The organism is Rhodococcus sp. Q1 (genome assembly GCF_004153645.1).
Lineage (GTDB): Bacteria > Actinomycetota > Actinomycetes > Mycobacteriales > Mycobacteriaceae > Rhodococcus > Rhodococcus gordoniae.
This window is the reverse complement of sequence record NZ_SDMJ01000004.1, coordinates 147,834-174,328: the sequence shown is the minus strand read 5'-3', so window position 1 is coordinate 174,328 and position 26,495 is coordinate 147,834. Positions and strand designations below refer to the sequence as shown.

General features: G+C 68.5%; 27 protein-coding genes and 1 tRNA gene. 20 read left to right on the top strand and 8 right to left on the bottom strand.

Annotated features, from left to right (window positions below; all coding sequences use genetic code 11):
- Nucleotides 1-48 precede the first annotated feature (48 nt).
- The 4 genes from EQ874_RS13050 to EQ874_RS13035 all read left to right on the top strand — a co-directional run bounded on the left by EQ874_RS13050 (nt 49) and on the right by EQ874_RS13035 (nt 2,815).
- Nucleotides 49-546, top strand: coding sequence for a MogA/MoaB family molybdenum cofactor biosynthesis protein (locus EQ874_RS13050; protein WP_016932331.1), 498 nt, complete (start codon nt 49-51; stop codon nt 544-546).
- A gap of 4 nt (nt 547-550) precedes the next feature.
- Nucleotides 551-757: a hypothetical protein gene (locus EQ874_RS13045; RefSeq protein WP_016932332.1), complete on the top strand. Its 207-nt coding sequence runs from the start codon at nt 551-553 to the stop codon at nt 755-757.
- Nucleotides 758-1,334: 577 nt separating this feature from the next.
- Entirely contained in the window at nt 1,335-2,123 is a 789-nt protein-coding gene (locus tag EQ874_RS13040; protein WP_129977031.1) for an MspA family porin, read from the top strand.
- Between the two features lie 53 nt (nt 2,124-2,176).
- A complete protein-coding gene (locus EQ874_RS13035; RefSeq protein WP_129977030.1) occupies nt 2,177-2,815 on the top strand; it encodes an MspA family porin in 639 nt (212 codons plus the stop codon).
- Between the two features lie 99 nt (nt 2,816-2,914).
- Here EQ874_RS13035 and mscL (EQ874_RS13030) read toward each other — a convergent pair whose 3' ends face one another.
- From mscL (EQ874_RS13030) to EQ874_RS13015, 4 genes are all read right to left on the bottom strand, one after another.
- Nucleotides 2,915-3,346, bottom strand: a complete 432-nt coding sequence (gene mscL, locus EQ874_RS13030; protein ID WP_064064691.1) for a large-conductance mechanosensitive channel protein MscL — start codon at nt 3,344-3,346, stop codon at nt 2,915-2,917.
- Nucleotides 3,347-3,471: 125 nt separating this feature from the next.
- Nucleotides 3,472-4,206: an SAF domain-containing protein gene (locus tag EQ874_RS13025; protein ID WP_129977029.1), complete on the bottom strand. Its 735-nt coding sequence runs from the start codon at nt 4,204-4,206 to the stop codon at nt 3,472-3,474.
- 105 nt (nt 4,207-4,311) lie between these two features.
- Entirely contained in the window at nt 4,312-4,641 is a 330-nt protein-coding gene (locus EQ874_RS13020) for an FmdB family zinc ribbon protein (protein ID WP_129977028.1), read from the bottom strand.
- An 84-nt stretch (nt 4,642-4,725) separates the two neighbouring features.
- The gene (locus tag EQ874_RS13015) at nt 4,726-5,328 is read right to left on the bottom strand and encodes a 5-formyltetrahydrofolate cyclo-ligase (protein ID WP_129977027.1); all 603 of its coding nucleotides are present in this window, start codon (nt 5,326-5,328) and stop codon (nt 4,726-4,728) included.
- Nucleotides 5,329-5,389: 61 nt separating this feature from the next.
- Between EQ874_RS13015 and EQ874_RS13010 the strand changes: the two genes are divergently transcribed.
- The 7 genes from EQ874_RS13010 (at nt 5,390) to EQ874_RS12985 (ending at nt 10,696) form a co-directional block, all read left to right on the top strand.
- A complete protein-coding gene (locus EQ874_RS13010) occupies nt 5,390-6,301 on the top strand; it encodes a UTP--glucose-1-phosphate uridylyltransferase (RefSeq protein ID WP_129977026.1) in 912 nt (303 codons plus the stop codon).
- 30 nt (nt 6,302-6,331) lie between these two features.
- Nucleotides 6,332-7,585, top strand: coding sequence for a gephyrin-like molybdotransferase Glp (gene glp / locus EQ874_RS13005; protein ID WP_064064687.1), 1,254 nt, complete (start codon nt 6,332-6,334; stop codon nt 7,583-7,585).
- Nucleotides 7,585-8,220, top strand: coding sequence for a GNAT family protein (locus tag EQ874_RS13000; protein ID WP_064064686.1), 636 nt, complete (start codon nt 7,585-7,587; stop codon nt 8,218-8,220). Before glp ends, EQ874_RS13000 begins: the two co-directional genes overlap by 1 nt.
- Before the next feature lie 257 nt (nt 8,221-8,477).
- Nucleotides 8,478-9,299 (top strand): gephyrin-like molybdotransferase receptor GlpR, encoded by an 822-nt coding sequence (gene glpR, locus EQ874_RS12995; protein WP_129977025.1) that lies wholly within the window; start codon nt 8,478-8,480, stop codon nt 9,297-9,299.
- A gap of 165 nt (nt 9,300-9,464) precedes the next feature.
- Nucleotides 9,465-9,537 (top strand) — tRNA-Ala (locus EQ874_RS12990).
- A gap of 99 nt (nt 9,538-9,636) precedes the next feature.
- Nucleotides 9,637-9,780, top strand: a complete 144-nt coding sequence (locus EQ874_RS22900) for a hypothetical protein (RefSeq protein WP_165369243.1) — start codon at nt 9,637-9,639, stop codon at nt 9,778-9,780.
- A gap of 67 nt (nt 9,781-9,847) precedes the next feature.
- Nucleotides 9,848-10,696 (top strand): SDR family oxidoreductase, encoded by an 849-nt coding sequence (locus tag EQ874_RS12985; protein ID WP_129977024.1) that lies wholly within the window; start codon nt 9,848-9,850, stop codon nt 10,694-10,696.
- A gap of 45 nt (nt 10,697-10,741) precedes the next feature.
- Here the strand turns inward: EQ874_RS12985 and EQ874_RS12980 are convergent, their stop codons facing one another.
- Nucleotides 10,742-11,209, bottom strand: coding sequence for an FABP family protein (locus EQ874_RS12980; protein WP_129977023.1), 468 nt, complete (start codon nt 11,207-11,209; stop codon nt 10,742-10,744).
- Between the two features lie 104 nt (nt 11,210-11,313).
- On the opposite strand from EQ874_RS12980, the gene EQ874_RS12975 reads away from it, so the two are divergent.
- Nucleotides 11,314-12,525 carry an arginine deiminase gene (locus EQ874_RS12975; protein ID WP_064064683.1) on the top strand — a complete coding sequence of 404 codons (1,212 nt, stop codon included), beginning with the start codon at nt 11,314-11,316 and terminating at the stop codon, nt 12,523-12,525.
- 19 nt (nt 12,526-12,544) lie between these two features.
- On the opposite strand, the gene arsC is transcribed toward EQ874_RS12975, so the two are convergent.
- The gene (gene arsC / locus EQ874_RS12970) at nt 12,545-12,892 is read right to left on the bottom strand and encodes an arsenate reductase (glutaredoxin) (protein ID WP_129977022.1); all 348 of its coding nucleotides are present in this window, start codon (nt 12,890-12,892) and stop codon (nt 12,545-12,547) included.
- A gap of 148 nt (nt 12,893-13,040) precedes the next feature.
- Here arsC and mscL (EQ874_RS12965) point away from each other — a divergent pair, with 148 nt between their 5' ends.
- The 5 genes from mscL (EQ874_RS12965) (at nt 13,041) to EQ874_RS12945 (ending at nt 16,912) form a co-directional block, all read left to right on the top strand.
- The gene (gene mscL, locus EQ874_RS12965; protein WP_129977021.1) at nt 13,041-13,490 is read left to right on the top strand and encodes a large conductance mechanosensitive channel protein MscL; all 450 of its coding nucleotides are present in this window, start codon (nt 13,041-13,043) and stop codon (nt 13,488-13,490) included.
- A 12-nt stretch (nt 13,491-13,502) separates the two neighbouring features.
- Entirely contained in the window at nt 13,503-13,865 is a 363-nt protein-coding gene (locus EQ874_RS12960) for a GntR family transcriptional regulator (RefSeq protein ID WP_016934368.1), read from the top strand.
- 110 nt (nt 13,866-13,975) lie between these two features.
- Nucleotides 13,976-15,577: a BCCT family transporter gene (locus tag EQ874_RS12955; protein WP_129977020.1), complete on the top strand. Its 1,602-nt coding sequence runs from the start codon at nt 13,976-13,978 to the stop codon at nt 15,575-15,577.
- Nucleotides 15,574-16,020, top strand: a complete 447-nt coding sequence (locus tag EQ874_RS12950; RefSeq protein WP_129977019.1) for a hypothetical protein — start codon at nt 15,574-15,576, stop codon at nt 16,018-16,020. The genes EQ874_RS12955 and EQ874_RS12950 overlap by 4 nt, the downstream gene beginning before the upstream one ends.
- Nucleotides 16,021-16,108: 88 nt before the next feature.
- On the top strand, nt 16,109-16,912 hold the full coding sequence (locus tag EQ874_RS12945; RefSeq protein ID WP_129977018.1) for a hypothetical protein: 804 nt from the start codon (nt 16,109-16,111) through the stop codon (nt 16,910-16,912).
- 31 nt (nt 16,913-16,943) lie between these two features.
- Here EQ874_RS12945 and EQ874_RS12940 read toward each other — a convergent pair whose 3' ends face one another.
- Nucleotides 16,944-18,521 carry a phospholipid carrier-dependent glycosyltransferase gene (locus EQ874_RS12940; protein ID WP_129977017.1) on the bottom strand — a complete coding sequence of 526 codons (1,578 nt, stop codon included), beginning with the start codon at nt 18,519-18,521 and terminating at the stop codon, nt 16,944-16,946.
- Nucleotides 18,522-18,544: 23 nt separating this feature from the next.
- Between EQ874_RS12940 and rsmI the strand changes: the two genes are divergently transcribed.
- The 3 genes from rsmI (at nt 18,545) to EQ874_RS12925 (ending at nt 25,236) form a co-directional block, all read left to right on the top strand.
- Entirely contained in the window at nt 18,545-19,432 is an 888-nt protein-coding gene (gene rsmI / locus EQ874_RS12935; protein WP_129977016.1) for a 16S rRNA (cytidine(1402)-2'-O)-methyltransferase, read from the top strand.
- Between the two features lie 138 nt (nt 19,433-19,570).
- Nucleotides 19,571-20,974 (top strand): sodium:alanine symporter family protein, encoded by a 1,404-nt coding sequence (locus EQ874_RS12930; protein ID WP_129977015.1) that lies wholly within the window; start codon nt 19,571-19,573, stop codon nt 20,972-20,974.
- A 287-nt stretch (nt 20,975-21,261) separates the two neighbouring features.
- Nucleotides 21,262-25,236: a WD40 repeat domain-containing protein gene (locus EQ874_RS12925; RefSeq protein ID WP_129977014.1), complete on the top strand. Its 3,975-nt coding sequence runs from the start codon at nt 21,262-21,264 to the stop codon at nt 25,234-25,236.
- Here the strand turns inward: EQ874_RS12925 and EQ874_RS12920 are convergent.
- Entirely contained in the window at nt 25,200-26,489 is a 1,290-nt protein-coding gene (locus EQ874_RS12920) for an aminodeoxychorismate synthase component I (RefSeq protein ID WP_165369248.1), read from the bottom strand. The genes EQ874_RS12925 and EQ874_RS12920 overlap by 37 nt on opposite strands.
- Between the last annotated feature and the right edge of the window lie 6 nt (nt 26,490-26,495).

Genomic DNA, 26,495 nt, shown 5'->3' with positions numbered 1-26,495 from the left:
CCGGTACAAGAGCCGCATGCTTTCGAGCCGCAAACTACCGTGGACCTCATGGAACTCGAAGCTCCCAGAAAAGGCCGCGCACTCGTCGTCGTCGTCGACGATCGCGTTTCCCACGGCGACAGCCCGGACTCCGCGGGTCCGCTCGTCACGGAGCTTCTCGTCGAGGGCGGCTTCGCCGTCGACGGTGTCGTGACGGTCGCGGCCGACGAGGTCGAGATCCGAAATGCGCTCAATACCGCGGTGATCGGTGGTGTCGATCTGGTGATCTCCGTCGGTGGCACCGGCGTCACCCCGCGCGATGTGACGCCCGACGCCACCGAGGACGTGCTCGACCACGAGATCCGCGGCATCGCCGAAGCGCTGCGATCGTCGGGCCTGGCGTCGGGTGCGATGGACGCCGGTCTCTCCCGCGGCCTCGTGGGTGTCTCCGGGTCGACGCTCGTGGTGAACCTCGCGTCGTCGCGCCCCGCCATCCGTGACGGGATGGCGACGTTGTTGCCTCTCGCCGCGCACGTCATCGAAGAGTTGTCGTGGATGGAGGAATGACGCCGTGTCCGACGACCGCGCTTCGTCGCGTGACGAAGTGACCGGTGAGCAGCAGACGAGCCGTGTCCGGATCGACCGGGCACGGCTGGCGCGCATCTTCGGCGACGTCCTTCCCGAGACCACTCGCGACGAGCGGCGTGAGAACGATCCGCGCAACGGCGAATCGGACGAATGGCTGCGCCGGCAAGTTCCGCCACACCACTCCGGTTAGTGATCTGCATCACTCTGCTCGGGTTGTACTGGTTCGGATTCCAGTTTGTTATCGACCGCAACGAAACGTCGCCGCAACGGTCTGTTCACCTTCACGTGGCCCCTGCGATATTTCGAGTATGTGTTTCCGGTCACATAAGACATTCGGTCTTGCACTGTGGGTGCAGCAATAATATGCCCGCTACCTGCGGGTATGCCATCGGGCGTACTCGCTTACCTGTGATTCGAAGTTACGGATTCGAGGCGAATGAACGCCCGATTTGAGAATTTTCGGGAGGTGACCCGGCGGCTGAGCAGCGGGCCGTCTATACCGCAGCGTTACGAAACCTAGCCATTGCTCTAGGAATGGTCACGGTCTAATCTCCCTCTCAGGTTCAAACCGGGCGAGCCCAGGCTTAGCGGCCTGGGCTCGGTCACGAACCGGTAAAGCAAAACCGTGCGGACGATGGACGTACCGACACACCGGCGGCTGATCCGCCGGTGTGTTCGCTGTGGACAGCGGCCCGCGGGCGACAGGGCGATCACTTGTTGTCGGACGCGGCGCGCAACCCGGCACGCAGAGAACGGATGAGGCATTCATGAAGATTCAGACGCGACGCGGCTTTCGGGCCGCCCGCAACGCCACTGTGGCAGCAGCTGCTGTGGCCGGTCTGGTTCTCGGATCGGCCGGCGCCGCAGGTGCCGAGGTCAACGACCAGAACCGGATCGTCTCCAACGGCCACGAGGTCATCGTCACGCAGGAGGACACCTTCATCAACGGTGTGCCCCCGATCGGCGGCAGCCCGCTGAGCCGCGAATGGTTCCACAACGGCCGCGGCATCGCGAACATCGTCGGCCCCGAGGCGGCGGACTTCGAAGGTTCGACCTTCCAGTTCGGCTACCAGGTGGCGTGGAGCGCTTCGGTCGACGGCTCGGTCGGTTTCAGCTGGACCAGCCCGGACGCTGGCCTTACAGCGACGGTGTCGCAAGTTGCTGCGTACAAGCCTGTCATGGAGGAGAATCCGGCTTTCGATCCCAATAAACCCGAGAGTCCTGAGAACCCCAAACTGGTTCAGAGCAAGATCGACGGAGTGCCGGTCTTCGCCGAGGACAAGGCCGGGTCTGAGGTCAAGCGATCGGGAACGACGACGATCAAGGGCATTCTGCCGCAGGTGACAGCAAGCGTCGAGTTGACTCCGGCGCCGGGTATCGAAGAGATCATCGTCGCTGAGGGTGCATTCGACGGCGATTTCAAGGAAGTCCAGATCGCCAACGTGCACGGTGCTGCCACCGGAGTCATCGGTCCCGTTTCGCTCCGTCCGTTCGTCCGTGTCATCACCGACAACGGCGACAACGTCACCACCTACGGCCAGGTCTGGACCCTCTAGTCCTGCTCCGCGCCATCCCGCAAGAAGTCCCCACCACCACAAACGGAGTAATCATGGGAATCAAGTCGCGTGGCTTCAAGGCCGCTCGTAACGCCGCCGTCGCCGGTGCCGCTGTCTTCGGCCTGGTGCTCGGTGCCTCGGGTGCCGCCTCGGCCGAGGTCAACGACCAGAACCGCATCGTCTCCGACGGCCTCGAGGTCGTCGTGACGCAGGAGGACACCTTCATCCAGGGTGTCCCGGCTCTCGGTGGCAGCCCGTTCAACCGCGAGTTCTTCCACAACGGCCGTGGCACCGCCAACCTGATCGGTGAGGGCGCGGCCGACGCCGAGGGCACGACCTTCCAGTTCGGTTACCAGTTCGCCTGGGCCGGCAGCATCGACGGTGCCATCGGTGTCACCTACTCCACCCCGCAGCTCGAGGTCGGACTGAGTGCCAAGGACGGCGCATCCGCCAAGGTCACCGACATCCTTCCGCAGGCCTACGCCGAGCTCGAGCTGACCCCGGCTCCGGGCATCGAGGAGCTCGTCGTCGCCGAGGGCGAGTTCGACGGTGACTTCAAGACCGTTCAGTTCTCCAACGTCCACGGCACGGCCTCCGGCGTCCTCGGCGCTGTCCAGGTCCGTCCGTTCGTTCGCGCCATCACGGCCAACGGCGACAACGTCACCACCTACGGCGCTCCCTGGACCGTCTAGGACGTAGACGTCCGGCTCACGCCGAACACAGCACGACAAGACCGGGCTCGCTCGAATCATCGAGCGGGCCCGGTCTTCTCATGCCCGATGCACACGTGCTCATTCCACGCGCGGCGTCGGCTTGGCGTGTGCGCCCTGAGCGGCCTGACCTGCCTGGGCCTCGAGGATGTCGCGGATCTGGATGAGCAGGTCCTCGGCGCTGGCCTGCTTGTCCTCCGGCTCGGTGACGAACTTCTTCTTCGCGGCATTGGCGGGGACGATGAGCACGAAGTAGACCACGGCGGCGATGATGATGAAGTTGATGATCGCGGAGATCACCGCGCCGATGTCGACGAAGGTCTCCGGGTTGCCGCTCACGATCTCGAAGCCCCAGCCCATCTCGTTGTCGCCGCCGATCGCGCTGATGAGCGGCTCGATGATGTACTGGGTGAAGGCCGTGACGATGGCAGTGAATGCGGCGCCGACCACGACCGCGACGGCGAGATCGAGGACGTTGCCCCTCAATATGAAGTCCTTGAAGCCCTTCAGCATGATGTGCTCCTTCTCGCGGCCTGTCCGCTGTGGCCGCGCACCTGAGGTGGGTCACACGGACGTCCACACGATAAACCGCCAGGTCGGTTCCCCGAGGTGATTACGCTGGGGAAACGAGCAGATGCTCAGTGGAGCGTCACGGTCAGAGCGCTGACGAGCGACGCCGCCGCGACCGCCGTGGCAGGTTCGGGCTCCAGCGCGACCAGCACGACCCTCTCGTTCCGATCCCGCGCCGAACCGCCGGATTCGGCCAGCACCACCACCGCGCCCCGGGCGAGGACGTGGGCACCGGGTAAGGAGCCGTCTGCGCTGTCGGTGACGGTGAGGACGTCGACGCGGTCGCCCTCACGGAGCAGTTCGCTCACGCCGGCATCGGCGAGCCGGACGGGCACCACACGTGCGTCGGGGAATCCGGTGGCCGCTGCGGCGAGGCGCGGGCCGAGGAGGCGGGTGTCGACGAGCGGTTCACCGGCCGGCACAGGACCGGCGAGGATATGTCCCACGGCGTCGTCGGCCTCGCGCAGCGTCCCGGCGACGAGAGCGGATCGATCGCGATCCACGTGGGCGACGTCGTCTGCGGTGAGGGTGTGCCCGGGCGCGAGATCTCTCGCCGCGACGACGACTCCCACACGATCGCTGTCGGGGTCGCCGCGCACCGCGAGGATCACTGCCAGCGCGGCGAGCAGTCCGGCTGCGATCCGCCGGGCCCGGACGAGACGCGACCAGCCGGGACGGAGGAGCTCGGCGAACCGGTCGGGCAGGGTGGGCTGCAGCGAGGTGTCCGCAGAGGAACGGTGTGGACTCGAGCGGTGCGGACGCGCGCTCTCACGCTGGAGGAACGGGAAGGGGCCGACGGGCATGCCCCGAACCTAGAAGGTGGCGACGCCCTGTCGGCCCCGATGAGTCCTCGGAAGCGGCGGTCTGTGGATGACTCGACCACCTGTGGACAAAGAAGTCCCGGAAGGTCAGCTCGCGGCGGCAGCGGGTGCCGAAGAGGCGCTGCTCGACGACGAGCTGCTCGACGACGAGCTGCTCGACGACGAGCTGCTCGACGAACTGCTGTCGCTCGACGAGGAGCTGCTCGAGCTCGTCGACGCGGATTCGCTCGCGGTGCTGCCACTGCGGGAGTCGGTGCGGTAGAAGCCGCTGCCCTTGAACACGATGCCGACCGAGTTGAACAGCTTGCGCAGCTTGCCTTCGCACTGCGGGCATTCGGTCAGGGAGTCGTCGCTGAAGGACTGCACGATGTCGAACTTGTTGTCGCAGGCCGTGCAGGCATATGAGTAGGTGGGCACCGGTTGATCCTCCGCCAGTTCGTCGTACCGCAGCATTCGTCGTACGGCAGTCTTGGCACTCTACCGCCGACAGTGCCAACGACGCTAGGGAGTGTGTTGTTCCGCACGGTCGTCGCTACCGAGCCGGACCAGCCCTTTCCCGGGTGTCAGCGCCCAGCCCATGCGGATGTCGTGAGGGTCTTCGGGGAGCTCGTCGACGAGTTCCTCGTCGCGCACCACGGCGATGATCGCGGCGGTGGGCGCGGCCAGGTGCAGGGTGCGGTCGTAGAAGCCGGCGCCGCGGCCGAGGCGGACACCCCGCGCATCCACCGCCAGGGCGGGGACGAGCACCGTGTGGGCCTCGCCCACCGCTTCGGGCGGAAGGATCTCGCCACCGGGCTCCCGCAGCCCGAAATCGGCCGCCAGCAGCGTCTTCTCTCCGAGATAGCGGGCCCACGACAGGGGTTCGCCGGTGCGTGTCACCGGCACGAGCACCGTCACCCCGGCCTCGGTCAGAGCATCGAGAAGTGCGATCGATCCGGGCTCCGAACCCACCGGCACGTACGCACACACCACCGACCCCGCCGGCGCCAGTGTCGAGGCCACCGTGGCGAGCGCGGTGTCGTCGATTCTGCGCCTCGCGGCACCCAGCTCGCGCCGAGCTGTAAGAATGCGGTCACGCCAGACCGCTTTCGGGGGTGGGGGCATGTCTACGCCTTACGATCGCCGAACCACCGTCCTCGGTGGCCGAAGTTTAGGGTGGGAGTCTATGACGAACAGTACGACCGGAGGCACGCGGCATTTCAAGACCGCGGTTGTCCCCGCAGCAGGTATGGGGACGCGGTTCCTTCCCGCGACCAAGACGGTCCCGAAAGAACTCCTTCCGGTGGTCGACACGCCCGGCATCGAGCTCGTGGCGGGCGAAGCTGCCGAGTCGGGTGCCGAACGCCTTCTCATCGTGACCGCACCGGGCAAGGACGGCGTGGTCGCGCACTTCGTCGAGGACCTCGTCCTCGAGTCCAAGCTCGAGGAGAAGGGCAAGTACGAGCTTCTTGCCAAGGTCCGCAAGGCCCAGGGGCTGCTCGAGGTCGAGTCCGTGATCCAGGAGAAGCCGCTCGGCCTCGGTCACGCCGTGGCGTGCGCGGAGAAGGCGCTCGATCCCGACGAGGACGCGATCGCCGTGCTGTTGCCCGACGACCTCGTGCTGCCGGTCGGCGTGCTCGAGACGATGCAGCGCGTGCGCTCCAAGCGCGGCGGTTCCGTGCTGTGCGCGATCGACGTGCCCAAGGATCAGGTCAGCGCCTACGGCGTCTTCGACGTCGAGGTCGTGCCGGATGCCGCCAATCCCGACGTGCTCAAGGTGCTCGGCATGGTCGAGAAGCCGGCGGTCGAGGACGCACCGTCGACCTTCGCCGCCGCCGGCCGCTATCTGCTCGACCGGGAGATCTTCGACGCGCTGCGACGCATCGAGCCCGGAGCCGGGGGAGAGCTGCAGCTCACCGACGCCATCGCCCTGCTCATCTCCGAGGGACACCCCGTCCACGTGGTGGTGCACCGCGGCACCCGACACGATCTCGGAAATCCCGGGGGTTACCTGCGCGCTGCGGTTGACTCGGCGTTGAACACGGAAGAGTACGGGCCCTCGTTGCGCGAGTGGCTCGTCGATCGCCTGAAGCGCTGACTGCGGACGGGCTGGAGGACGAGAAGCGGTATGCGGTCGGTTGAGGATCAGCAGGCCAGGGTCACGGCGGCGGCGGTCGCACCCCGGCCGGTCCGGGTGGCCATCTCCGAGGCGCAGGGTCTGCAATGTGCGGAGGAAGTGGTCACCGAGCGACCCCTACCCGGATTCGACCAGGCGGCAATCGACGGCTACGCCGTGCGCAGCGTCGACCTCCAGCCTCCCTCCGACACCGACGGCGAGTCCGCGACCGCCGAGGTGACCCTGCCCGTCGTGGGTGAGGTGCGCGCGGGTTCGCGTCAGCCGATCCGGCTCCAGCCCCGGCAGGCGGTACGCGTCGACACCGGTGCGCCGCTGCCGACGCTCGCCGACGCGGTGCTGCCGCTCGACAACACCGACGGGGGTGCCGCGCGCATCAAGGTGCTCGAACCGGTGCGTTCGGGCGAGTACGTGCGCCGCACCGGCGACGACGTCCAGCCCGGCGACATCGCCGTGCGGGCCGGGACGATCATCGGGGCTGCCCAGGTGGGTCTGCTCGCCGCGGTCGGTCGCGACAAGGTGCTCGTCCACCCGCGTCCGCGGCTGTCGATCATCTCCGTCGGCGGTGAGCTCGTCGACGTCGACCGCACCCCCGGACCGGGGCAGGTGTACGACGTGAACTCCTACGCGTTGGCCGCGGCCGCTCGCGACGCCGGAGCAGACGTCAACCGGGTCGGTATTGCCAGTACCGATCCGAAGCGCCTGCGGGAGGTCGTCGAGGGCCAGCTGATCCGCGCCGAGATCGTCGTGATCGCCGGTGCCGTGGGCGGCGGTGCGCTCGAGGAAGTCCGCGAGGCGCTGTCCGATCTCGGCGATCTGGGCGTCGAGCGGATCGCCATGCACCCCGGATCGGTGCAGGGTTTCGGGCGTCTCGGCCGCGACGAGGTGCCGACCTTCCTGCTGCCCTCCAACCCGGTGAGTGCGCTCGTCGTCTTCGAGGTGATGGTCCGGCCGCTGATCCGCATCGCGCTCGGCCGGCGCCAGCCGATGCGCCGGGTGGTCTCCGCCCGCACCGTCGCGCCGATCACCTCGATCCCGGGCCGCAAAGGTTTCCTGCGCGGTCAGCTCATGCGCGACGAGGCGACGGGCGACTATCTCGTGCAGGCGCTCGGCGGCGCCGCGGGCTCGTCCTCCCATCTGCTCGCCACCCTCGCCGAGGCGAACTGTCTCGTCATCGTCGACCCCGAGGTCTCCGAAATCCGTACGGGCGACCCGGTGGACGTGGCGTTCCTCGGGCAGCGTGGTTGATGTCCCGTCATCCCGGCTGGCCGGCCGAGCTCGGGCCGCTGCGGGTGGCCGGGGGCGTGGTGACCGTTCGATCGGTCCGGCTGCGCGACGCCGCGGCGTGGAGTCGCCTGCGTCAGCGCGACCGGGCGCACCTCGAGCCGTGGGAGCCGACCGGTGAGGCGCCGTGGGACATGCGCCATCACATCTCGGTGTGGCCGGGGCTGTACCGGAGTCTGCGGTCGGAAGCGCACAAGGGTCTGATGCTGCCGATGGCCATCGAGCTGGACGGCAGATTCTGCGGGCAGCTGACGGTGGGCAACATCGTGCGCGGGGCGTTGCGCTCGGCCTGGATCGGCTACTGGGTGGAGAAGGAGGTCAACGGTCTCGGTGTCGCTACCGCGGCCGTCGCTCTCGGACTCGACCACTGCTTCGGACCCGTCGGACTGCACCGCGTCGAAGCCACCGTGCGGCCCGAGAACGAACCGAGCCGCGCGGTACTGCGCAACGTCGGATTCCGCGAGGAAGGCCTGCTGAAGCGCTACCTCGACGTCCAGGGCCGATTCCGCGATCACCTCCTGGTCGCGATGACGGTCGAGGAGGTTCCCGGCTCGGTCTCGGACCGTCTGGTCCGTGCCGGTCGGGCGAGCTGGTCCTGATCTCGTCGGGTCTCGAGTCGGGTTCGTCCGATATGTAACGCAGGTTACTCGTAACTCGAGTAACAATCCCCAGCGGGTGTGGGATCTCTGTGATTAGAGTGAATGAAGTGTCAGATGGTTTCGCGTGACTCGAGTGACTTCTGATGTCGCCTGAGTCGGCGTTTCTGTACAGATAAATGTGGTGATGCCGCTAGCCTCAAGTAGGTCGGTGGGCGTCGACGGGCTGGTAGGGCGACGACTGGAGGGAGGACCACCGGATGCCGAACTCGCTTCTGTGGATCGGGCTCGTAGCCGTGTGGTTGTTCGTCCTGGTGCCCATGCTGGTCACGAAGCGTCCTCGAATCCGGCAGACGACCGACGCCGCGCTCGCAACTCGAGTTCTGCACCGCGGAGACGACGAGCCGATAGCCCCTCGCGGGCCGGCCGCCGGCCACCGCAGCGATCCTCACTGGCGTCCGAGTCGCGACCGCACGCACCGCACCCCCGCGGAGGACCGCATGAACACTGACCTCGACGACCGACCGGAGATCGACTCGGACGAGACCGATCTCCACGACGACGCAGCACCCGAGCGTGAGCCCGTCCGCGCGCACGCCCCGCAACGGCGGGGCCGCGGCGGATTCGATCCGCACGCCGATGCGGTCGCCAGCGCCGCGCGGTACGAATTCCGTCAGCGGGCCGTCCTCGGCCTGCTGATCGCCGCGATCATGACGTCGGCGCTCGCGCTGATCGTCTCGTCGCTCCTGTGGTGGCCGGCCGGTCTCGTGGCCGTGGCTCTCGTCGGTTACCTCTTCTACCTGCGGCGCCAGGTGCGTCTCGAACAGGAGATCCGGCGGCGTCGGCTCGCGCGACTGCAGCGGTCCCGCGCAGGCGGAGCCCGCGGAGATCACCACTACGTTCCGCAGCGTCTGCGCCGCCCGGGAGCCGTCGTCCTCGAGGTCGACGACGAGGACCCGGAGTTCGAACACCTCGATCGCTACGAGGACGACTACGGCATCGACCACGTATACGACGTCCGTGCTAGCGACGGGTACGACGAACCCGGCGACTACGTCGTTCCTCGCGCAGTGGGGGAATGATCGTCCCCACGATGCTTCCGGCGGGGCCCGCACCGATTCGGTGCGGGCCCCGTCCCCTCTTCGGAGCAGGCCACCGAAACCGCTGGTCACCTGCTCCGACACACCGATTTCGTGATGAACGGGGTGGTTTGCTAGAGTTTGCGAGTCGGTTCCCTCGGAACCTACGGGGCTGTGGCGCAGTTGGTAGCGCGCTTCGTTCGCATCGAAGAGGTCAGGGGTTCGATTCCCCTCAGCTCCACCCCCGAAAGCCTCGCCGTCGGCGGGGCTTTCGTCGTCTCCGGGCATTCGCTGGCGGGTCCGCGCAGAACCCGGCAGACTGTGTGGCATGGACCACAGGATGAGTGACGACGAGTTGCGTCGGGCGATCCGGGTACTGCGCGAGCGCGCCGATCTCGCGCGCAGTGAAGGTCGCCACGACGATGTCGAGATGATCGAACGCACCGTTCGGGACTACCAGGAAGAGATGGCGCAGCGACTCTGAGCTCCCTCCCGGTTGTTTCCTGGCGTGCCGGAGCGTCGTGTCGCCACGCCGGCGCTAGGGTGTCGCCATGGCGATCACCGACCTGCGTGGAACCACATTCCTTGTGACCGGCGCTGCCAGCGGGATCGGCCGCGCCCTGGCCCATGCCGCGTCCGATCGCGGCGCCCGCCTGGTGCTCACCGACCTGCAGGAGAAGGCGCTCGACGACGTCGTCCGCAGCATTCGTGAGCGCGGTGGCACCGTACTGCACGCCGCAGCCCTCGACATCTCCGACTACGACGCCGTCACCGCATTCGCCCGCGACGTGCACGAGGCGTGCGGGTCCCTCGACATCGTCGCCAACGTCGCCGGGGTGTCCGTGTGGGGAACCGTCGACCGGTTGCGGCACGAGCACTGGAAGCTCATGGTGGACGTCAACCTCATGGGGCCGATCCACGTCATCGAGAACTTCGTGCCGGCCATGATCGAGGCCGGTCGCGGCGGGCACGTCGTCAACGTCTCCTCGGCGGCCGGGCTGCTGGCCCTGCCGTGGCACGCCGCCTACAGCGCAAGCAAATTCGGTCTGCGCGGGCTGTCCGAGGTGCTGCGGTTCGACCTCCGGCGCGACGGCATCGGCGTGTCCCTCGTCGTACCGGGTGCCGTGCGTACACCGCTCGTCGACTCCGTGCAGATCGTCGGTGTCGACCGCGACCGCCCGGAGGTCCGCAAGCTCACCCGCCGGTTCGTCCGCCACGCCGCGACCCCCGAGAAGGTGGCCGAGCGCATCGTCGCCGGCATCCTGAAGAACCGCTTCATGGTCTACACGTCGTTCGACACCCGGTTCGGCTACTGGTGGGCGCGCAAGTTCGCGCCGCCCTACAACCTCGTCATGCAGGCTGCCAACGACTACTTCCGTCGGGTGGTCGGCACGAGATGACGTCGGTGGGTCCGCCCCCGCTCAGCGGGGCCGGACCCACCGACATCACTCCGACGCGCGGTGCAGTTCGGCGTGCAGGTGGTGCGTCAGCGGCGTGTCGGCATGGGCCATCCAGAAGTCGTAGACGAGCACGTCGCCGTCGACCTCGAAACGCCGCCGGACCTCGTGCACGGGCTTGGCGTCGGGTGAGCGCTCCAGGGTGAGGGTGCTGAACTCCAGGACGCCGCCCTCGGGCCGGGCCCGCTGAATCTCGACGAACCCGGTGGGCTGCGAGACGAGCAGCTCGACGTTGTCCCCGCTGCGACGCAGGTAGCCGTTCTCGGTGTGCAGCGGGCGTCCCTCCGTCCGGTGCCGCGTACGGCTGACGTACATCAGGAAGGGCTTGCCGGGAATCGTCGCGAACTCGATCGTCTCGTCGTACGCGAAGTCGTCGATGGTGGGATAGTGGCCGTCGCCACCTCCGGTCCAGCGCCCGGCGAACGGTGCCAGGCACCCGAGCGGATCGTCGGCCATGAAATCTCCTCGTGTTCTCGGATCGGTGTGGTCTTCGCAATCGTTGTCGCCGTAGTCGACGCGCCTGACCCGGATGCCGCCGTCCTGCGCGATACCGTGAGCATATGAGTCATTGCTGGGGTGTCGAGTCCGAAGTCGGTGAACTCCGCGCCGTGATGCTGCACCGGCCCGGCGCCGAACTCGAACGCCTCACGCCCCGCAACAACGACCAGCTGCTCTTCGACGCCCTGCCGTGGGTGGCGCGCGCCCAGGAGGAGCACGACGCCTTCGCCGATCTGCTGCGCAGTCGCGGGGTCGAGGTGTTCCTGCTCGCGGACCTGCTCACCGAGACACTCGAGGCCAGTGGTGCCGCGCGGGTGCAGAGCGTCTCGTCGGCCGTCGACGCGCAGCGCCTCGGTCATGCGCTCGCGGAGGAGCTGACGGGCCATCTGCGTGCCCTGCCCGCTGCCGAACTCGCCCGGATCCTCATCGCGGGCATGACCTTCGACGAACTGCCCACGGTAGGCGGCGGCGCGGCTCCGTCCCTCGTGCGGTTGATGCACCACGGCTCCGACTTCGCCATCGCGCCGCTGCCGAACCTGCTCTTCACGCGCGATTCGTCGTTCTGGCTCGGATCACGGGTTGCGATCCCCAATCTGGCGTTGCCCGCCCGCCGGCGCGAGACCGGCCTCACCGACCTCATCTACGCCTTCCATCCGCAGTTCCTCCACGTGCGACGCGCGTACGAATCGCACACCGCACCCGTCGAGGGCGGCGACGTGTTGCTGCTCGCGCCCGGTGTCGTCGCCGTCGGGGTGGGGGAGAGGACGAGTCCGGCCGGTGCGGAAGCATTGGCGCGCAGCGCCTTCGACGACGGACTCGCGCACACGGTGCTGGCCGTTCCGATCGAGCAGCGGCGGGCGTCGATGCATCTCGACACGGTGTGCACGATGGTCGACGTCGACGCGGTGGTGATGTATCCGGCGATCCGGGACAGCCTGCAGGCCTTCACCATCCACCGTGAAGACGGGACGGTGCAGATCTCGGGGCCCCGCCCGTTCCTCGAGGCCGCCGCCGACGCGATGGGAATCGAGAAGCTGCGCGTCATCGACACCGGTCTGGATTCCGTTGTGGCCGAACGTGAGCAGTGGGACGACGGGAACAACACCCTCGCCGTGGCGCCCGGTGTCGTCGTCGCCTACGAACGCAACGTCGAGACGAACACCCGGCTCGAGGATTCGGGGGTCGAGGTGCTGCGGATCGCCGGGTCGGAACTCGGTTCCGGCCGCGGCGGTCCGCGATGCATGTCGTGTCCGCTCGCGCGCGCGGTCCTGTGATCCTCGCGTGCAGTTCTCGTCAGAGGATCTCGCGCACCTTGTCGACGGGACGGGCGAGCACGGTCCCCTTGTCGGTGACGACGAGCGGACGCTCGATGAGGATCGGGTTCGCGACCATCGCCTCGAGCAGTTCGTCCTCGGACGCTTCGGCCAGGTTCAGTTCCTTGTAGAGCGATTCCTTCTTGCGGATCGCCTCGCTCGGTGTGAGACCCGCCGCATCGAGCAGCCCACGCAGCTCGTCGAGAGAGGGCGGAGTGTCGAGATACTTGATCACGGTGGGTTCGAGTCCGTTCTCCTCCAGCAGCGCCAAAGTGTTGCGTGACGTGCTGCAGCGCGGATTGTGGTAGATCTTCGCCGTGGTTGCCATGGCCCGATTCTGCCCTGACGGACCCCTCGCTCCGCTGCGGCCGGCAGCCGTGTCGCCCGAATCGTCCCTGTTGAAGGTGCCGGAGAGCGTCAATACGATGTCCGCGCCCTGAAGTTTTGTGAGTTCTCGAGAAAAGGCACGGAGCACGATGTTCAAAGGTTTCAAGGATTTCCTGCTGCGCGGAAACGTCGTCGAACTCGCTGTCGCGGTGGTCGTCGGTGCGGCGTTCACGTCCATCGTCACGGCGTTCACCGACCACATCGTGAATCCGCTCGTCGCGGCGGTGGGCGGCGACAACGATATGGGCTTCGGCTTCCGCCTTCTGTCGTCGAACGACGCGACCTTCGTCAACCTCGGCGCCGTCATCTCCGCGGCGATCAACTTCTTCATCATCGCGGCTGTCGTCTACTTCGTGCTCATCGTGCCGGTCAACGCGGCCAAGGCACGCTTCGCGCCGGAGAAGGAGCCCGAGGACGAGCCGCTGAGCGAGACCGATCTGCTCATCCAGATCCGTGACCTGCTCGAGACCGGCAGCTACAACCACGCCCCCGCCGAGGCGCCCTCGGCCGAAGCGCCGGTGAGGGTCATCGAGCGCTGATAACCTGCGAGAATGCTCGACCTCACCATCGATCCCGACTCGACCGTCCCGCCGTTCGAGCAACTGCGCCGACGCATCGTCGACCTGGTACACGAGGGTGAGCTGATCGCAGGATCGAAGCTGCCCACCGTGCGGGGCCTCGCCGACACGCTCGGCATCGCCCCCAACACGGTCGCCAAGACCTATCGCGAACTCGAGAAGCTGGGGGTGCTCGAGGCCCGCGGGCGGGCCGGGACGTTCGTCGCCGACACGGGCGATCCCACCCGCACGCGGGCCCAGCGTTCCACCCACGAGTACGTCGCCGAGGTGCGCGCCCTGGGGATGTCCGACGACGAGATCCTCGACTTCGTCTCGGCCGCACTGCGCGCAGGCTGACCGGCCGGTGAGCAGCGCGGATAGGGTGCACACCCCGTCCGGAATGTGACTATTACCTCGGGTTCGGTGATTCGGCTCCGAAGCCGGCCGAAACTTGGAAGGTTTGTCGCATGAACGTGCCTGGTGATCGGCCCGGCTCCGAGGAGATCTCGGGTGCCGGTGCTCCTGTAGAAGCCGAGTCCGCAACGCAGCGGCCGCAGACCGACAAGGTGGTCTTCGGAGTTTCTGCCGCGCTGGTCGCGGCGATCGTGGTGTGGGGCCTGGCCGCCACCGAGAACTTCGGGACCGTCACCGGGAACATCCTCGACTGGGTCGTCGTCGAGTTCGGCTGGTTGTTCGTCCTCACGGCGAGCGCGTTCGTGTTCTACGCGCTCTGGCTCGCGCTGAGCCGCTACGGGCGGATCCCGCTGGGCAAGGACGGCGAGAAGCCGGAATTCCGCACCGTCAGCTGGATCGCGATGATGTTCGCCGCCGGGATGGGTATCGGCCTGATGTTCTTCGGTGTCGCCGAGCCGCTCTCGCACTTCGTCGAACCGCCACCCGGCACCATCGGTGGCACCGGTATCGCGATGGCGACCTCGATGTTCCACTGGAGCCTGCATCCCTGGGCGATCTACGCCGTCGTCGGTCTGACCATCGCGTACGGCACCTTCCGGAAGGGACGCAAGCAGCTCATCAGCTCGGCGTTCATCCCGCTCCTCGGACGCCGGGCCGAAGGTCCGCTCGGCAAGGTCATCGACATCCTCGCCCTGTTCGCGACCCTGTTCGGTACCGCGGCGTCGCTCGGTCTGGGCGCTCTGCAGATCGGATCGGGTTTCGAGGTCACCGGCTGGCTCGAGTCGGCGGGAGTGATGCTGCTGGTCGCGATCGTCGCGCTGCTCACTCTCGCGTTCATCGCGTCCGCAGTCACCGGTGTGGCCAAGGGCATCCAGTACCTGTCGAACATCAACATGGTCCTCGCCGCCGTCCTGGCACTGTTCGTCTTCGTGCTCGGGCCCACGGTGTTCATCCTCAACCTCGTGCCCACCACCCTCGGCGCGTACGCCGCCGAGTTCGCCCGGATGTCGGCCCGCACGGCCGCATCCAACGACGCCGCGGGCGAATGGCTGTCGAGCTGGACGATCTTCTACTGGGCATGGTGGGTCTCGTGGGCGCCTTTCGTGGGCATGTTCCTCGCCCGCATCAGCCGCGGCCGCACCATCCGGGAATTCGTCGTGGGCGTCATCCTCGTCCCCAGCCTGGTCAGTCTCGTGTGGTTCTCGATCTTCGGCGGCGCCGGCATCGGACAGCAGCTGGACGGCCTGGACATCGCCGGTGCCGACAGTGTCGAAGGGCAGCTGTTCGGGATGCTCGGCAACCTCCCGCTCACCGGTGTCGCCACGGTCGTCGCGATGCTGCTCATCGCCATCTTCTTCATCTCCGGAGCCGACTCCGCCTCGATGGTCATGGGCACTCTCAGCCAGCGCGGCACCCTCGCACCCCGGCGCACGGTGGTGATCTTCTGGGGCGGACTCACCGGCGGGGTTGCGGCACTGCTGCTGTGGAGCGGCGGCTCGGAAGCCCTCAACGCCCTGCAGACGATGACGATCATCGCCGCCGCCCCCTTCCTCCTCGTGATGATCGGCCTGTGCGTGTCGCTGTACCGGGATCTGCAACGCGACCCACTCATCACGGGTGGACGCAGGAAACGGACGCTGCGCAGGGTCGAATGACCGAGCGGTCCCGGATCGAGGACGTCGAGTTCCTGCTCGACGTCCTCGATCTCCGTCCGGGCATGTCGGTTCTCGCGATCGACACCGGACCGGCCTCCGGTGTGGTCGCCGGACACCTCGGTCCGGACGCCCGGCTACGCGTGGTACCGACCGCGACGCGGCTCCACGAGTTCGTGGGCCGCGAGACGTTCGACCGCATCTACGCCGTGAACGTCCCCGACTTCCGCGAGGACACCGCGGCCGTGGCCGCCCTCGCGCCGATGCTGACCGACGACGGACGGTTGTGGGTGATCGACGGGGCAAGGGCGGGGGAGGACACCGGGACGATCTCGATGACGGTGAGCACCGTTCTCGCACAGGCAGGATTCGCGATCGTCGACATCCTCGAACGCGGGTCGCGGGTCGCGGTGTGGGCGGCGGTCGCAGGGCGGCATCACGGGTGACACACGACGCCGCGTGCCTGCGGTGAGTTGTCGTCCACCGCGAGTACGGTGTCGCCTGCCCGGCAGTTGCTCTTCGAGAGGAGTGCGCGTGACCGACACCGACAGATTCGACGAGACCCTCGACCGCGACTGGACCCGCTACGCGTCGCAGCTCGCCCGGCGCATCTCCGAACTCACCGGATCCGACGCTTTCGAGCTGCGCGCCGAGACCGCCTCGGGCGCCGCGGCCTGCGTGCGGGTGCGGGCGGGCTCCGGTGGGCGTGCCACCGTCGAGGTCACCGGATCCGAGCCGGTCACCCGGCCCGTCTCCGAGGCCGACATGCTCGCCCGTCACATCGTGTCGGTGCTGCGCGGTCGTGGAGAAGTGCCGCATCCTGCCTTCCTGCAGGCCCACCCACCGTCCGCCCTCGGCGACCTGCGCGAGCGCGTGAGCGACGCCCTCGCCCACGCCCTGGGCCGCCCCGTGCCGGTCGACGCCGACGGCGACTTCGTCGTGATCCTCGACTCCCAGGTGGTCTTCGTCATGATCGACGACGACGGCAACATCAGGTTGTGGGCGCCGCTGTTGCACGCGATCCCCGAGGACGACATCCCCGGAGCCGCGCCGAACGGCGGTCGCACCCACGCGCTGACCGAGCTCACCGAACTGAACCGGACGTGGTCGCACATCAAGGTGGTGCTCGTCGAGGACCGGCTCGTCGCCACCGTCGACCTGCTCGGCGATCCGTTCGTGCCCCGCCACCTGTCCGAACTGCTCGAGCGGCTCAAGGGCTTCCTCACGGTCGTCGACGAGCGGTTCGCCCGCCGGTTCGACGGCGTCCGCTACGGCTCCGACGGAGAGCGCGAGGTCGATCTGCCCACCGAGGACACCGTCCTCGACGAACCGAACTGAAGCTCCGCTCAGCGCCGGAGACGGGCTCCGCTCAGCGCCAGCTGGGGAGCCACAGCTGATCGTTCCAGTGCTCCAGAGTGATCGGCAGAGCCGTGAGGATCGGCCACAACCACACGAAGTTCGCGATCACGAGCCCGACGTACAGGCACACCACGAGCAACCCGGTCGTCCGCCGTTCCTTCGACGCGTGCGGCGAACCGAGGATGTCGCCGAGCACGAGCACGACACCCATCACGAGGAACGGCGCCATCGGCACCGCGTAGAAGTAGTACATCTGCCGGTCGAGGTTCGCGAACCACGGCAGGATCCCCGCGCCGTAGCCGGTGAGAACCGCGGCCCACCGCCAGTCGCGGCGGACGAGCACCTGCCACAGCCCCCACCCGAGGACCGGCAGCGACACCCACCACAACGCCGGCGTTCCCAGCAGCATGACGGCCTTGACGCACTGCTCGGCGTCGCACCCGCCGATCCGCTCGCCGTCGGCGAAGTAGTACAGCATCGGACGCAGCCCCATCGGCCACGTCCACGGCTTCGATTCCCAGGGGTGCTGGTTGCCGGCCGAGTTCGTCAGACCGGAGTGGAACTCGAGGACGCTCGCGCTGTAGTACCAGAGCGACCGCAGCGCGGCGGGCACGAAGGAGAACATCCCGTCGTGCCCGATCTGCGTGCCGACCGCGTGACGGTAGACGCCGGTCTCGCTCGCGAACCATGCCCAGTAGGTCGACAGGTACACGCCGAGCGGAACGAGCACGAGGGCGTAGAGCGCGGGACCGATGTCGCGCAGCGCCGTCCCCACCCAGGGGCGCTGCACCCGGTACGCGCGGCGCGCCGCGAGGTCGAAGGCCACGGACATCAGGCCGAAGAACGCGATGAAGTACAGACCCGACCACTTGGTGCCGACCGCCAGGCCGAGCAGAATGCCCGCGCCGAAGCGCCACCAGCGCACACCGAAGCGCGGACCCCACACACTGTCGAGAACACGGCCCTCGGCGTGGACCCGGGCGATCCGGGCACGCACGTCGTCGCGGTCGACCATCAGGCAACCGAAGGCGCCGACGACGAAGACCGCTTGGAAGATGTCGAGCATGCCCAGGCGGGACGACACGAAGGTCACGCCGTCGACGACGAGCAGCAGCCCGGCGATCGCACCGAGCATCGTCGACCGGGTCATCCGCCGCACGATCCGCACGACCAGCAGGACGAGCACGACACCGGCGACCGCGGCCGAGAAGCGCCAGCCCCACGCGCTGTATCCGAACAGTGCCTCGCCGAGCGCGATCAGCTGCTTGCCCACGGGCGGATGCACGACGAGCCCGTAACCGGGGTTGTCCTCGATCCCGCCGCCGGTGAGCACCTGCCAGCCCTGCGGGGCGTAGTGCTTCTCGTCGAACACCGGTGTCTTCGCGTCGGTGGGGTAGTTGAGCATCGTGAACCGCGTGATCGCGGCGAGTGCCGTGACGAAGGCGGTGACGATCCAGCCGCGGACCCGGTCGCCGGGTAGCGGATCGGGTGCGGGTACGAGCGGGCCGGGACCGAGAAGGCGGCGGTCCGAGGCCTGGGAAGGACTACGGTCCGGGGCCTCGGAAGGGCTGCGGTCCGTCACGGTCACCTCCCGATCGTAGGCTGAGCCGTATGCAGGCAGCCAAACCGGTCCAGGGCGCGAATCCGGGAGAGGGCCGGCTCGTGCTGGCCGCCACTCCGATGGGCGACGTGGGGGACGCCTCGACGCGCTTTCGTGACGCGCTCGGCACCGCCGACGTGATCGCCGCGGAGGACACCCGCCGAACCAAGGCCCTCGCCGCGGCGCTCGGCGTCACCATCACCGGACGGGTCGTGAGCTTCTACGACCAGGTCGAGGTGTCGCGGTTGCCGGGCCTCGTCACCGACATCGAGGACGGCCGCACGGTTCTGCTCGTCACCGACGCCGGGATGCCCTCGGTGAGCGATCCCGGCTACCGGCTCGTCGCGGCGTGCGTCGAGGCCGGCCTGCCGGTGACCTGTCTGCCCGGCCCGTCCGCTGTCACCACCGCTCTCGCGTTGTCGGGTCTGCCCGTGGAGCGGTTCTGCTTCGACGGGTTCCCGCCCCGCAAGCCGGGGCAGCGACGCGCGTGGTTCGCAGCGCTCGTCCACGAGCCCCGCGCGGTGGTGTTCTTCGAGGCACCGCACCGGCTCGCCGCGTGCCTGGCCGACGCCGTCGACGTGCTCGGCGGGACGCGCCGGGCCGCAGTCTGCCGCGAACTCACCAAGACCTACGAGGAAGTGCGGCGCGGAACGCTCGCCGAGCTCGCCGAATGGGCCGTCGACGGTGCGCGCGGCGAGATCACCGTGGTGCTCGAAGGGGCGGTCGCGGTCGCCACCGATCCCGTCGACCTCGTCGACGAGGTGGAACGGATGGTCGCGGACGGGATGCGGCTGAAGGACGCCTGCGCGGTCGTCGCCGAGTCGGCGGCGAAGTCGTCCGGTGCGTCCGTCTCGAAGCGCGAACTGTACGACGCGGTGCTGGGCGCCCGTCGCGGCTGAGAAGAACGCATATCGGACGCGCCGTGGGGTCCGAGGACACTCCGTGCCACGGAAGCCTAAACTCTGCCGGGTCCCAGGCACAGACGTCACCGGTCGGTCGGACGCTGTCGGGGGCTTGCGACGATCAGGAGGACGCGGATGGATTCGGCGAACGATTTCCTCGTCGGGGTGGCAGGGGTGGTGTGGGGGCCGTATCTGCTCATCCCACTGCTGTTGGGTACGGGCCTGGTGCTCACGGTGCGGCTGCGGGGCGTCCAGTTCCGCAAGTTGTGGCCCGCGCTGCGGCTGGGTCTGATCACCCGGCACGACGAAGGCGCCACCGAAGGCGACATCTCCCAATACCAGGCCCTGACCACCGCGCTGGCCGCGACGGTGGGCGTGGGCAACATCGCCGGCGTCGCCACCGCGATCTACTTCGGTGGTCCCGGGGCGCTGTTCTGGATGTGGATCACCGGTCTGGTCGGCATGGCCAGCAAGTACTCCGAGGCCTTCCTGGGCGTGAAGTACCGCACCACCGACGCCAAGGGTGAGCAGAGCGGGGGTCCGCAGTACTACCTCGCCCGCGCCATCCCCAACAAGTTCGGTCTCGTCCTGAGCCTGCTGTTCGCGGTGTTCGCCGTGCTCGCCAGCTTCGGCATCGGCAACATGACCCAGGCCAATACGGTCGCGACCCAGCTCGACGGCACCTTCGGTGTGCCCACCTGGCTCAGCGGCTTCGTGATGACGGTGCTCGCCGCGGCGGTCCTGCTCGGCGGTATCAAGTCCATCGGCAAGGTCACCGCCGGTTTCGTGCCCGCCATGATCGTGCTGTACGTGGGCGCCGGCATCGTCGTCCTCGCCGCCAACTTCTCGCAGATTCCCGAGGCCTTCGCGCTGATCTTCACCGATGCGTTCACGGGCACCGCCGCCACCGGTGGCTTCATCGGTTCGGTGTTCATGATCGCCCTGCGCTACGGCGTGGCCCGCGGCATCTTCTCCAACGAATCGGGAATGGGCAGCGCCGCGATCGCCGCGGCCGCCGCCCAGACCACGCATCCGGTCCGTCAGGGCCTGGTGTCCATGACGCAGACCTTCATCGACACGATCATCGTGGTCACCTTCACCGGTCTGGTCATCATCACGACCGGCGCCTGGCAGTCGGGTGAGCAGGGCGCCGCGATGACGTCGGCCGCCTTCGCCGACGGCCTCGGTGGGGAATGGGGTCACTGGATCGTCGCCATCTCGGTCGTCTTCTTCGCCTTCTCGACGATTCTCGGCTGGTCGTACTACGGCGAGCGGTGCGTCGAGCGTCTCGTCGGTCGCCGCGGTGTGGTGCCCTACCGCGCGGTCTTCGTGGTCGTCGTGTTCATCGGTGCCACCACCCAGCTCGAGGTGGTCTGGAACTTCTCCGACGTGATGAACGGCCTCATGGCGTTGCCGAATCTGATCGGTCTGCTCGTGCTGTCGGGTCTGATCGCCCGGGAGACGAAGGCGTACCTGGATCGCGATCCGTATCTGTTGAACAGCCCCGTCGCGACGGACGATCCCGACGTCGTGAAGTAGGCCGGGGATACGCGAAGGGCCCCGCGTGATGCGGGGCCCGAACGTATGTGGAGCATGCCTCCACGCCGACCCGGAACTACCCCTCGTCAGTCCCTATCGGCGTGGAGGCCCCCGCCCCACGCTGCAAGGTCGAACCTTGCGTGGTCACCACTGTTCCGGACCGGAATGGGAGACAAAAAATACCGACCGGCGCGGAACCGGTATCATCCCTGTTCAGGCATGGTGAGGAATTTTTCCGCAGCGGATGTTTCAGCGCGGAGAACGGGAGTACGAGGGGCGCGGAACGGATGGGAGACAGCGACGGAAAGGCTGGTTCGGCGCAGCGTCAGTTCTTCGCCGATCAGTTGCGGATGCTGTTCGCCGCCGCCGGCCGTCCCGCCCTCAAGAAGGTCGTCTCGGATGCCTCGAGCGTCGCCCGCGCGGTGGGCAGCGACCGGAGTGTCTCCGTCCAACGGGTCAGCGACTGGCGCAACGGCACCCGGATGCCGGCCGGCTTCGAGTCGGTGCATCCGGTGCTCGTGGTCCTCATCCGGGCGGCCCGGGAACTCAACGCCGAACCGCCGGCTCCCGGTCTGTACTCCCTGAAGCAATGGGAGAGTTGGTGGAAGGCCGCGCGTGGTCAGGCGAACGCTCCGCGCACCAAGGAGTCGGCGGCGGTTTCCGTGCCGCCCGGGATCCGTCCGTACAAGGGACTCGCGTCCTACCGCCAGAACGACGCCCGGTTGTTCTTCGGACGGACGCAGAGCGTGCGCAGCCTCGTCGATGTGGTGACGGCCTCCCACGGACAGGGACCGGTCGTGGTGACCGGTGCCTCCGGCGTCGGCAAGTCGTCGCTGGTGCAGGCCGGCATCATTCCGCAGTTGTGCTCCGCACCGGACTGTCACCCAGTGGTCCTCACCCCCGGCACCGACCCGGTGGCACGACTCGTCGACGCGCTGCCCGAGCTGGCCGACGTCGTCGACCCCACCGACCACGTCGCGGTCCACGCGGCCCTGCGTGCCGCGGCATCGCGGAGCTCGTCGTCGTTGCTGCTGATCGTCGTGGACCAGATCGAGGAACTGTTCACCCAGTGCAACGACAGTTCTCTCCGCGGTGCCTTCCTCACCCTCCTCGAGACCGCGTCGACCGGTACGGACGGTGACGCTCCGGCCCTCGTCGTCGCGACGATGCGCTCGGATTTCTACGACCAGGCCGTGACGACCCCGGTGCTCGCCCGGGCTCTGGAGCGGCGCACCAAGACCGTCCAGCCGCTCGACCGCGACGACCTGGTCGAGGTGATCACTGCTCCCGCCAAACTCGTCGGGGTCCGTCTCGAACCGGGTCTCGTCGATCTCATCCTCCACGACCTCACGGGTCTGACCGACGGCGAGATCAGCGGCACCGAACTTCCCCTGCTGTCCCACCTGCTCGACTCGCTGTGGGACAAGCGCAGCGGCGGCACGCTCACCGTCGCCGCATATCGCGCGACCGGCGGTGTCCGCGGATCCGTCGCCGCCGGCGCCGAACGGGCGTGGGAGAACCTCACCGACGACGCCGACCGCGCTTGCGCCCGGTCGATGCTCGTCCACCTGGTCTACGTCACCACGACCGGCACGGACGTCAAGATCGCGCGCCCGTTGAACGAACTGCTGGCGGTGGGAGGCAAGGATCGTGCCGCGTCGAAGCGCGTGCTCGACCATTTCGTGTCGGCGCGGGTGCTCGTCGTCGACGCCGAGTGTGTCGAACTCATCCACGACGCCGTGATCGACGCGTGGCCCCGGCTCAAGTCGTGGATCCAGCAGGACCGCGCCGGCGCCGCTCTGCGGCAGCAGATCGAGGCCGACGCGTTGACCTGGCTCGGATCCGGACGCAACCGCGAACTGCTCTACCGGCGCGGCCGCATGGATGTCGTGAGCGAGCAGAACCCGCATCTCGCCATGGCGGGGTCCTCCGAGGACCGTCGTGGACCGGTCGCGCTCAGCTCCACGGCCGTGGCCTTCCTCGATGCCTCCCGGCGGCAGATCGCTCGTGAGGCACGCGCACGCCGCGTCGGCATCTCGGCGATGGCGTTGTCGACGATCATCGCGTTCGTGATGACGGGTCTGGCCTGGGTCGCGAAGGGCCGGGCCGAAACGGAGCGGAGCGCCGCCCAGTTCCAGCAGATCGTCGCGCTGTCCGATTCCCTGCGCAACGAGGACCCCACGACCTCGGCGAATCTCGCGCTGGTGGCGGCCGAACTCCAGCCCGACAGTCCGGTCGCGTACTCGCGGCTCATCGCCAGCCAGGCCGTGCCCCTCGCCTACACGCTGAGCGGGCACAGCGGACCGGTCTACGGTGTCGTCGTCTCACCCGACGGCTCCACCCTCGCCTCGGCGAGCGACGACGGCACCGTCCGATTGTGGGCGCTCGACGGCGACGAACCGGTGGCGGTGGGCGAGCCGCTGCAGTTGTCGACGAAGTACATGGCGTCCGTCTCGTTCAGCCCCGACGGCCGTTTCCTCGCGATGGGTGCAGGTGACGGTGGGGTGTGGATCTACGACGTGACGGATCGTGCCGCGCCGCGCGTGGTGCTCGACCGGCAGGTCTACGCCGGCGGCGCCGTGCACAACGTGCGGTATTCACCCACCGGGCGGGTGCTCGCCGTGCCGTACGACGACGGACGCGTGGCACTCGTCGACACTGCGGATCCCGGTTCGGGCCGTTTCCCCGTCACCCTCGTCGACGAGCACGACGGCGGTGTCCGGACGGTCGCCTTCCGTCCCGGAGGGCAGATCCTCGCCACGTCCAGCGACGACCGCACCGTCCGGTTGTGGGACGTGAGCACGCCGTCGAGGCCGGTGTCGCTCGGTGAGCCACTGACCGGGTTCGGCGACGTCGCCCATTCGGTGAGCTTCAACGGAGACGGTACGGTCCTCGCGGCGAGCAGCGACGACGGTGTGCTGCACCTGTTCGACACCACCGATCCACGCGCGGCCCGTCCACTGGGGGCGCCGACCAACGCCCACACCGGTGGGGTCTGGAACATCGCTTTCCTGCCCGACGGACGCACACTTGCGAGCGCCTCGTGGGACGGCACCGCGAAACTGTGGGACCTCGACCCCGCCACGCGCACGCTCGACGAGGTCGACCCGCCGCTGACCGGACACGGAGGTGGCGTGCCCACGCTCGCGGTCAGCCCGACGGGGAACACCCTCGTCACCGGAGGACAGGACGCCAACGTCCGGGTGTGGACGATGCCGCAGACCCGCGTGGCCGTGGCCGACGGTGCGCTGACCCGGCCCGCGATCGATCGGGCCGGAACCCTTGTCGCGACCGGCAGCTACGGCCCCGATGTCACCCTCTGGCGGGTCGGCCGGGGCGGCGACTGGAACCGTGCCGGCGGGATCGCGTTGCCGCGTCCGCTCGGCGGAGCCTACGTGTGTGCGCTCTCGCCCTCGGGGACGATCCTGGCCACGGCGCCGACATCCGGGGGCAGCGTGCAGTTGTGGGACGTGCGCGATCCGTCGGCACCGAAGCCGTTCGGCGACCCGGTGCCGCTGGCCACGAGGTTCACCTCCGCCGTGGCGTTCGGACCCGACGGCACGACCCTCGTGACCGGCGCCGACGACTTCTCGGTGCAGTTGTGGGACATCGCGGATCCAGCGGAGCCCGTGCCCTGGGGTGAACCGCTGACCGGGCCGAAGAATCTCGTGCGCAGTGCGGCCGTCAGTCCCGACGGCCGGAGCCTGGTGGTCACGAGCGCCGACAGCGAGATCTACGCGTGGGACGTCACCGATCCGCGCTCCCCGGGACGGGTGAACGTCACGGACGGGCACGCCACCGGGGTGAACACCGTGGCCTTCGGCGGTTCGAGCGACGTCCTGGTGACCGGTGGCGACGATCACGACGTCGTGGTCTGGGACCGCGCCGAGTCCGGAGATTTCGTCGCCCGCGACACCCGGTTGAGCGGCCACCGCGGCACCGTCTACTCGGTGTCGATCACCCCGGACGGCACCCGCGCGGTCAGCGGGAGCGACGACGGGACGGTCCGATTGTGGGACGTCGCCGACCCGGACGGGATGCACGAGATCGGTGGGCCGGTCACCGAGATCGGGACGGGACGCTGGCAGGTCACCTTCGCGCCCGACGGCACCATCGTCGCCGCCGGCGGCGACGGTCTGCTCCGCACGTGGGGGCTCGATGCCGACGCCGTGGTGGCCCGCATCTGCCGTTCCACCTCCGTGCGACTCGACGACGTGCTCGACCGCTACGAGTTACCGGCGCCGCCGAACGGAGTGTGCTGAGCGCCGGCCCGGCTGTCGCCGAGCGTGAGGATGCTCGCAGCCTTGTCGAGGCATTCCTGCCATTCGGCCTCGGGATCCGAGTCGATGGTGATGCCGCCACCGACACCGAGCGCGCACACGCCGTGGCCGGTGTCGACGTGACCGAACTCGACCGTGCGGATCGCGACGTTCAGTTCGGTGCCGGCGATCGGACTCGTCATGCCGACGGTTCCGCAGTAGACGCCCCGCGCCGAACCCTCCCATCGGGTGAGCAACGTGCGGGCCCGGATCTTCGGGCACCCGGTGACGGAGGCGGGCGGGAACGCCGCGTCGAGAATGTCGGCGACCGTCACGCCCGGTCGCCGCTCCGCCGCGACGGTGGACACCAGGTGCCACACCCCCGGGGCGGGCCGCACCGTCAGCAGATCCTCGGTCCGCACCGAACCGGTCTCGGCGACGCGACCGAGATCGTTGCGGACGAGGTCGACGATCATCACGTTCTCGGCGACGTCCTTGGCAGAGGCCCGTAATCGCGCCGGGTCGGCGGAGCGGGGGAGTGTGCCCTTGATCGGGCTCGACCGCATCGTGTCGTCGTGGAGGGAGACGAACAGTTCGGGCGACAGCGACGCCACTGCGCCCCAGGATCCCTGCAGGTAGGCGGCTCGTGTCGGGGCCGTCCGGGAGATTCCGTCGGCGAAGAACGCCAGCGGGTCGCCGTCCCACCGTCCGGTGAACCGGGTGCATACGCACGCCTGGTACACCTCGCCGGCGCGGATCGCCTCGAGGCACCGTTCGACGCCGCGGCGGTGCTCGTCGCGGGAGGGCGGCGTCCATGCGATGTGCCAGCCGGAGGCCACGGGCGAGGGATCGAGGACGGCGGAGGCGAGATCGTCGGGGCAGGGTGCGGTGCCGAGGGTCTCGTACCACCAGCAGCCGGCGGCGTCGAGGCGAAGGACGGTGTCGGTCCACCCGCTGGCGGCCAGGGGCAGCGCGGGGCGGTCCGGGACGCGATCCGGGTAGGCGAGGTATCCGATGCGTCCACCACCGATGAGTGGCCGGTCGCCGCCGGAGACGGGAGCATCCGGCGAGAGCGAGAAGGCCTCCGCCGGTGGTACGGATTCGACGGAGACGGACGGGACGAGCACGGCCGCAGCCCCGAACCACTCGCCCGACAGCGCAGCCGGGCCGGGGACGGCCAGGATCCGGGCGCGTTCCGCCAGTGCACCGAGAACGCGATCGACGGTGCCGCCGCGGCCGAGTCGTTCCATCCGCATGGCGTC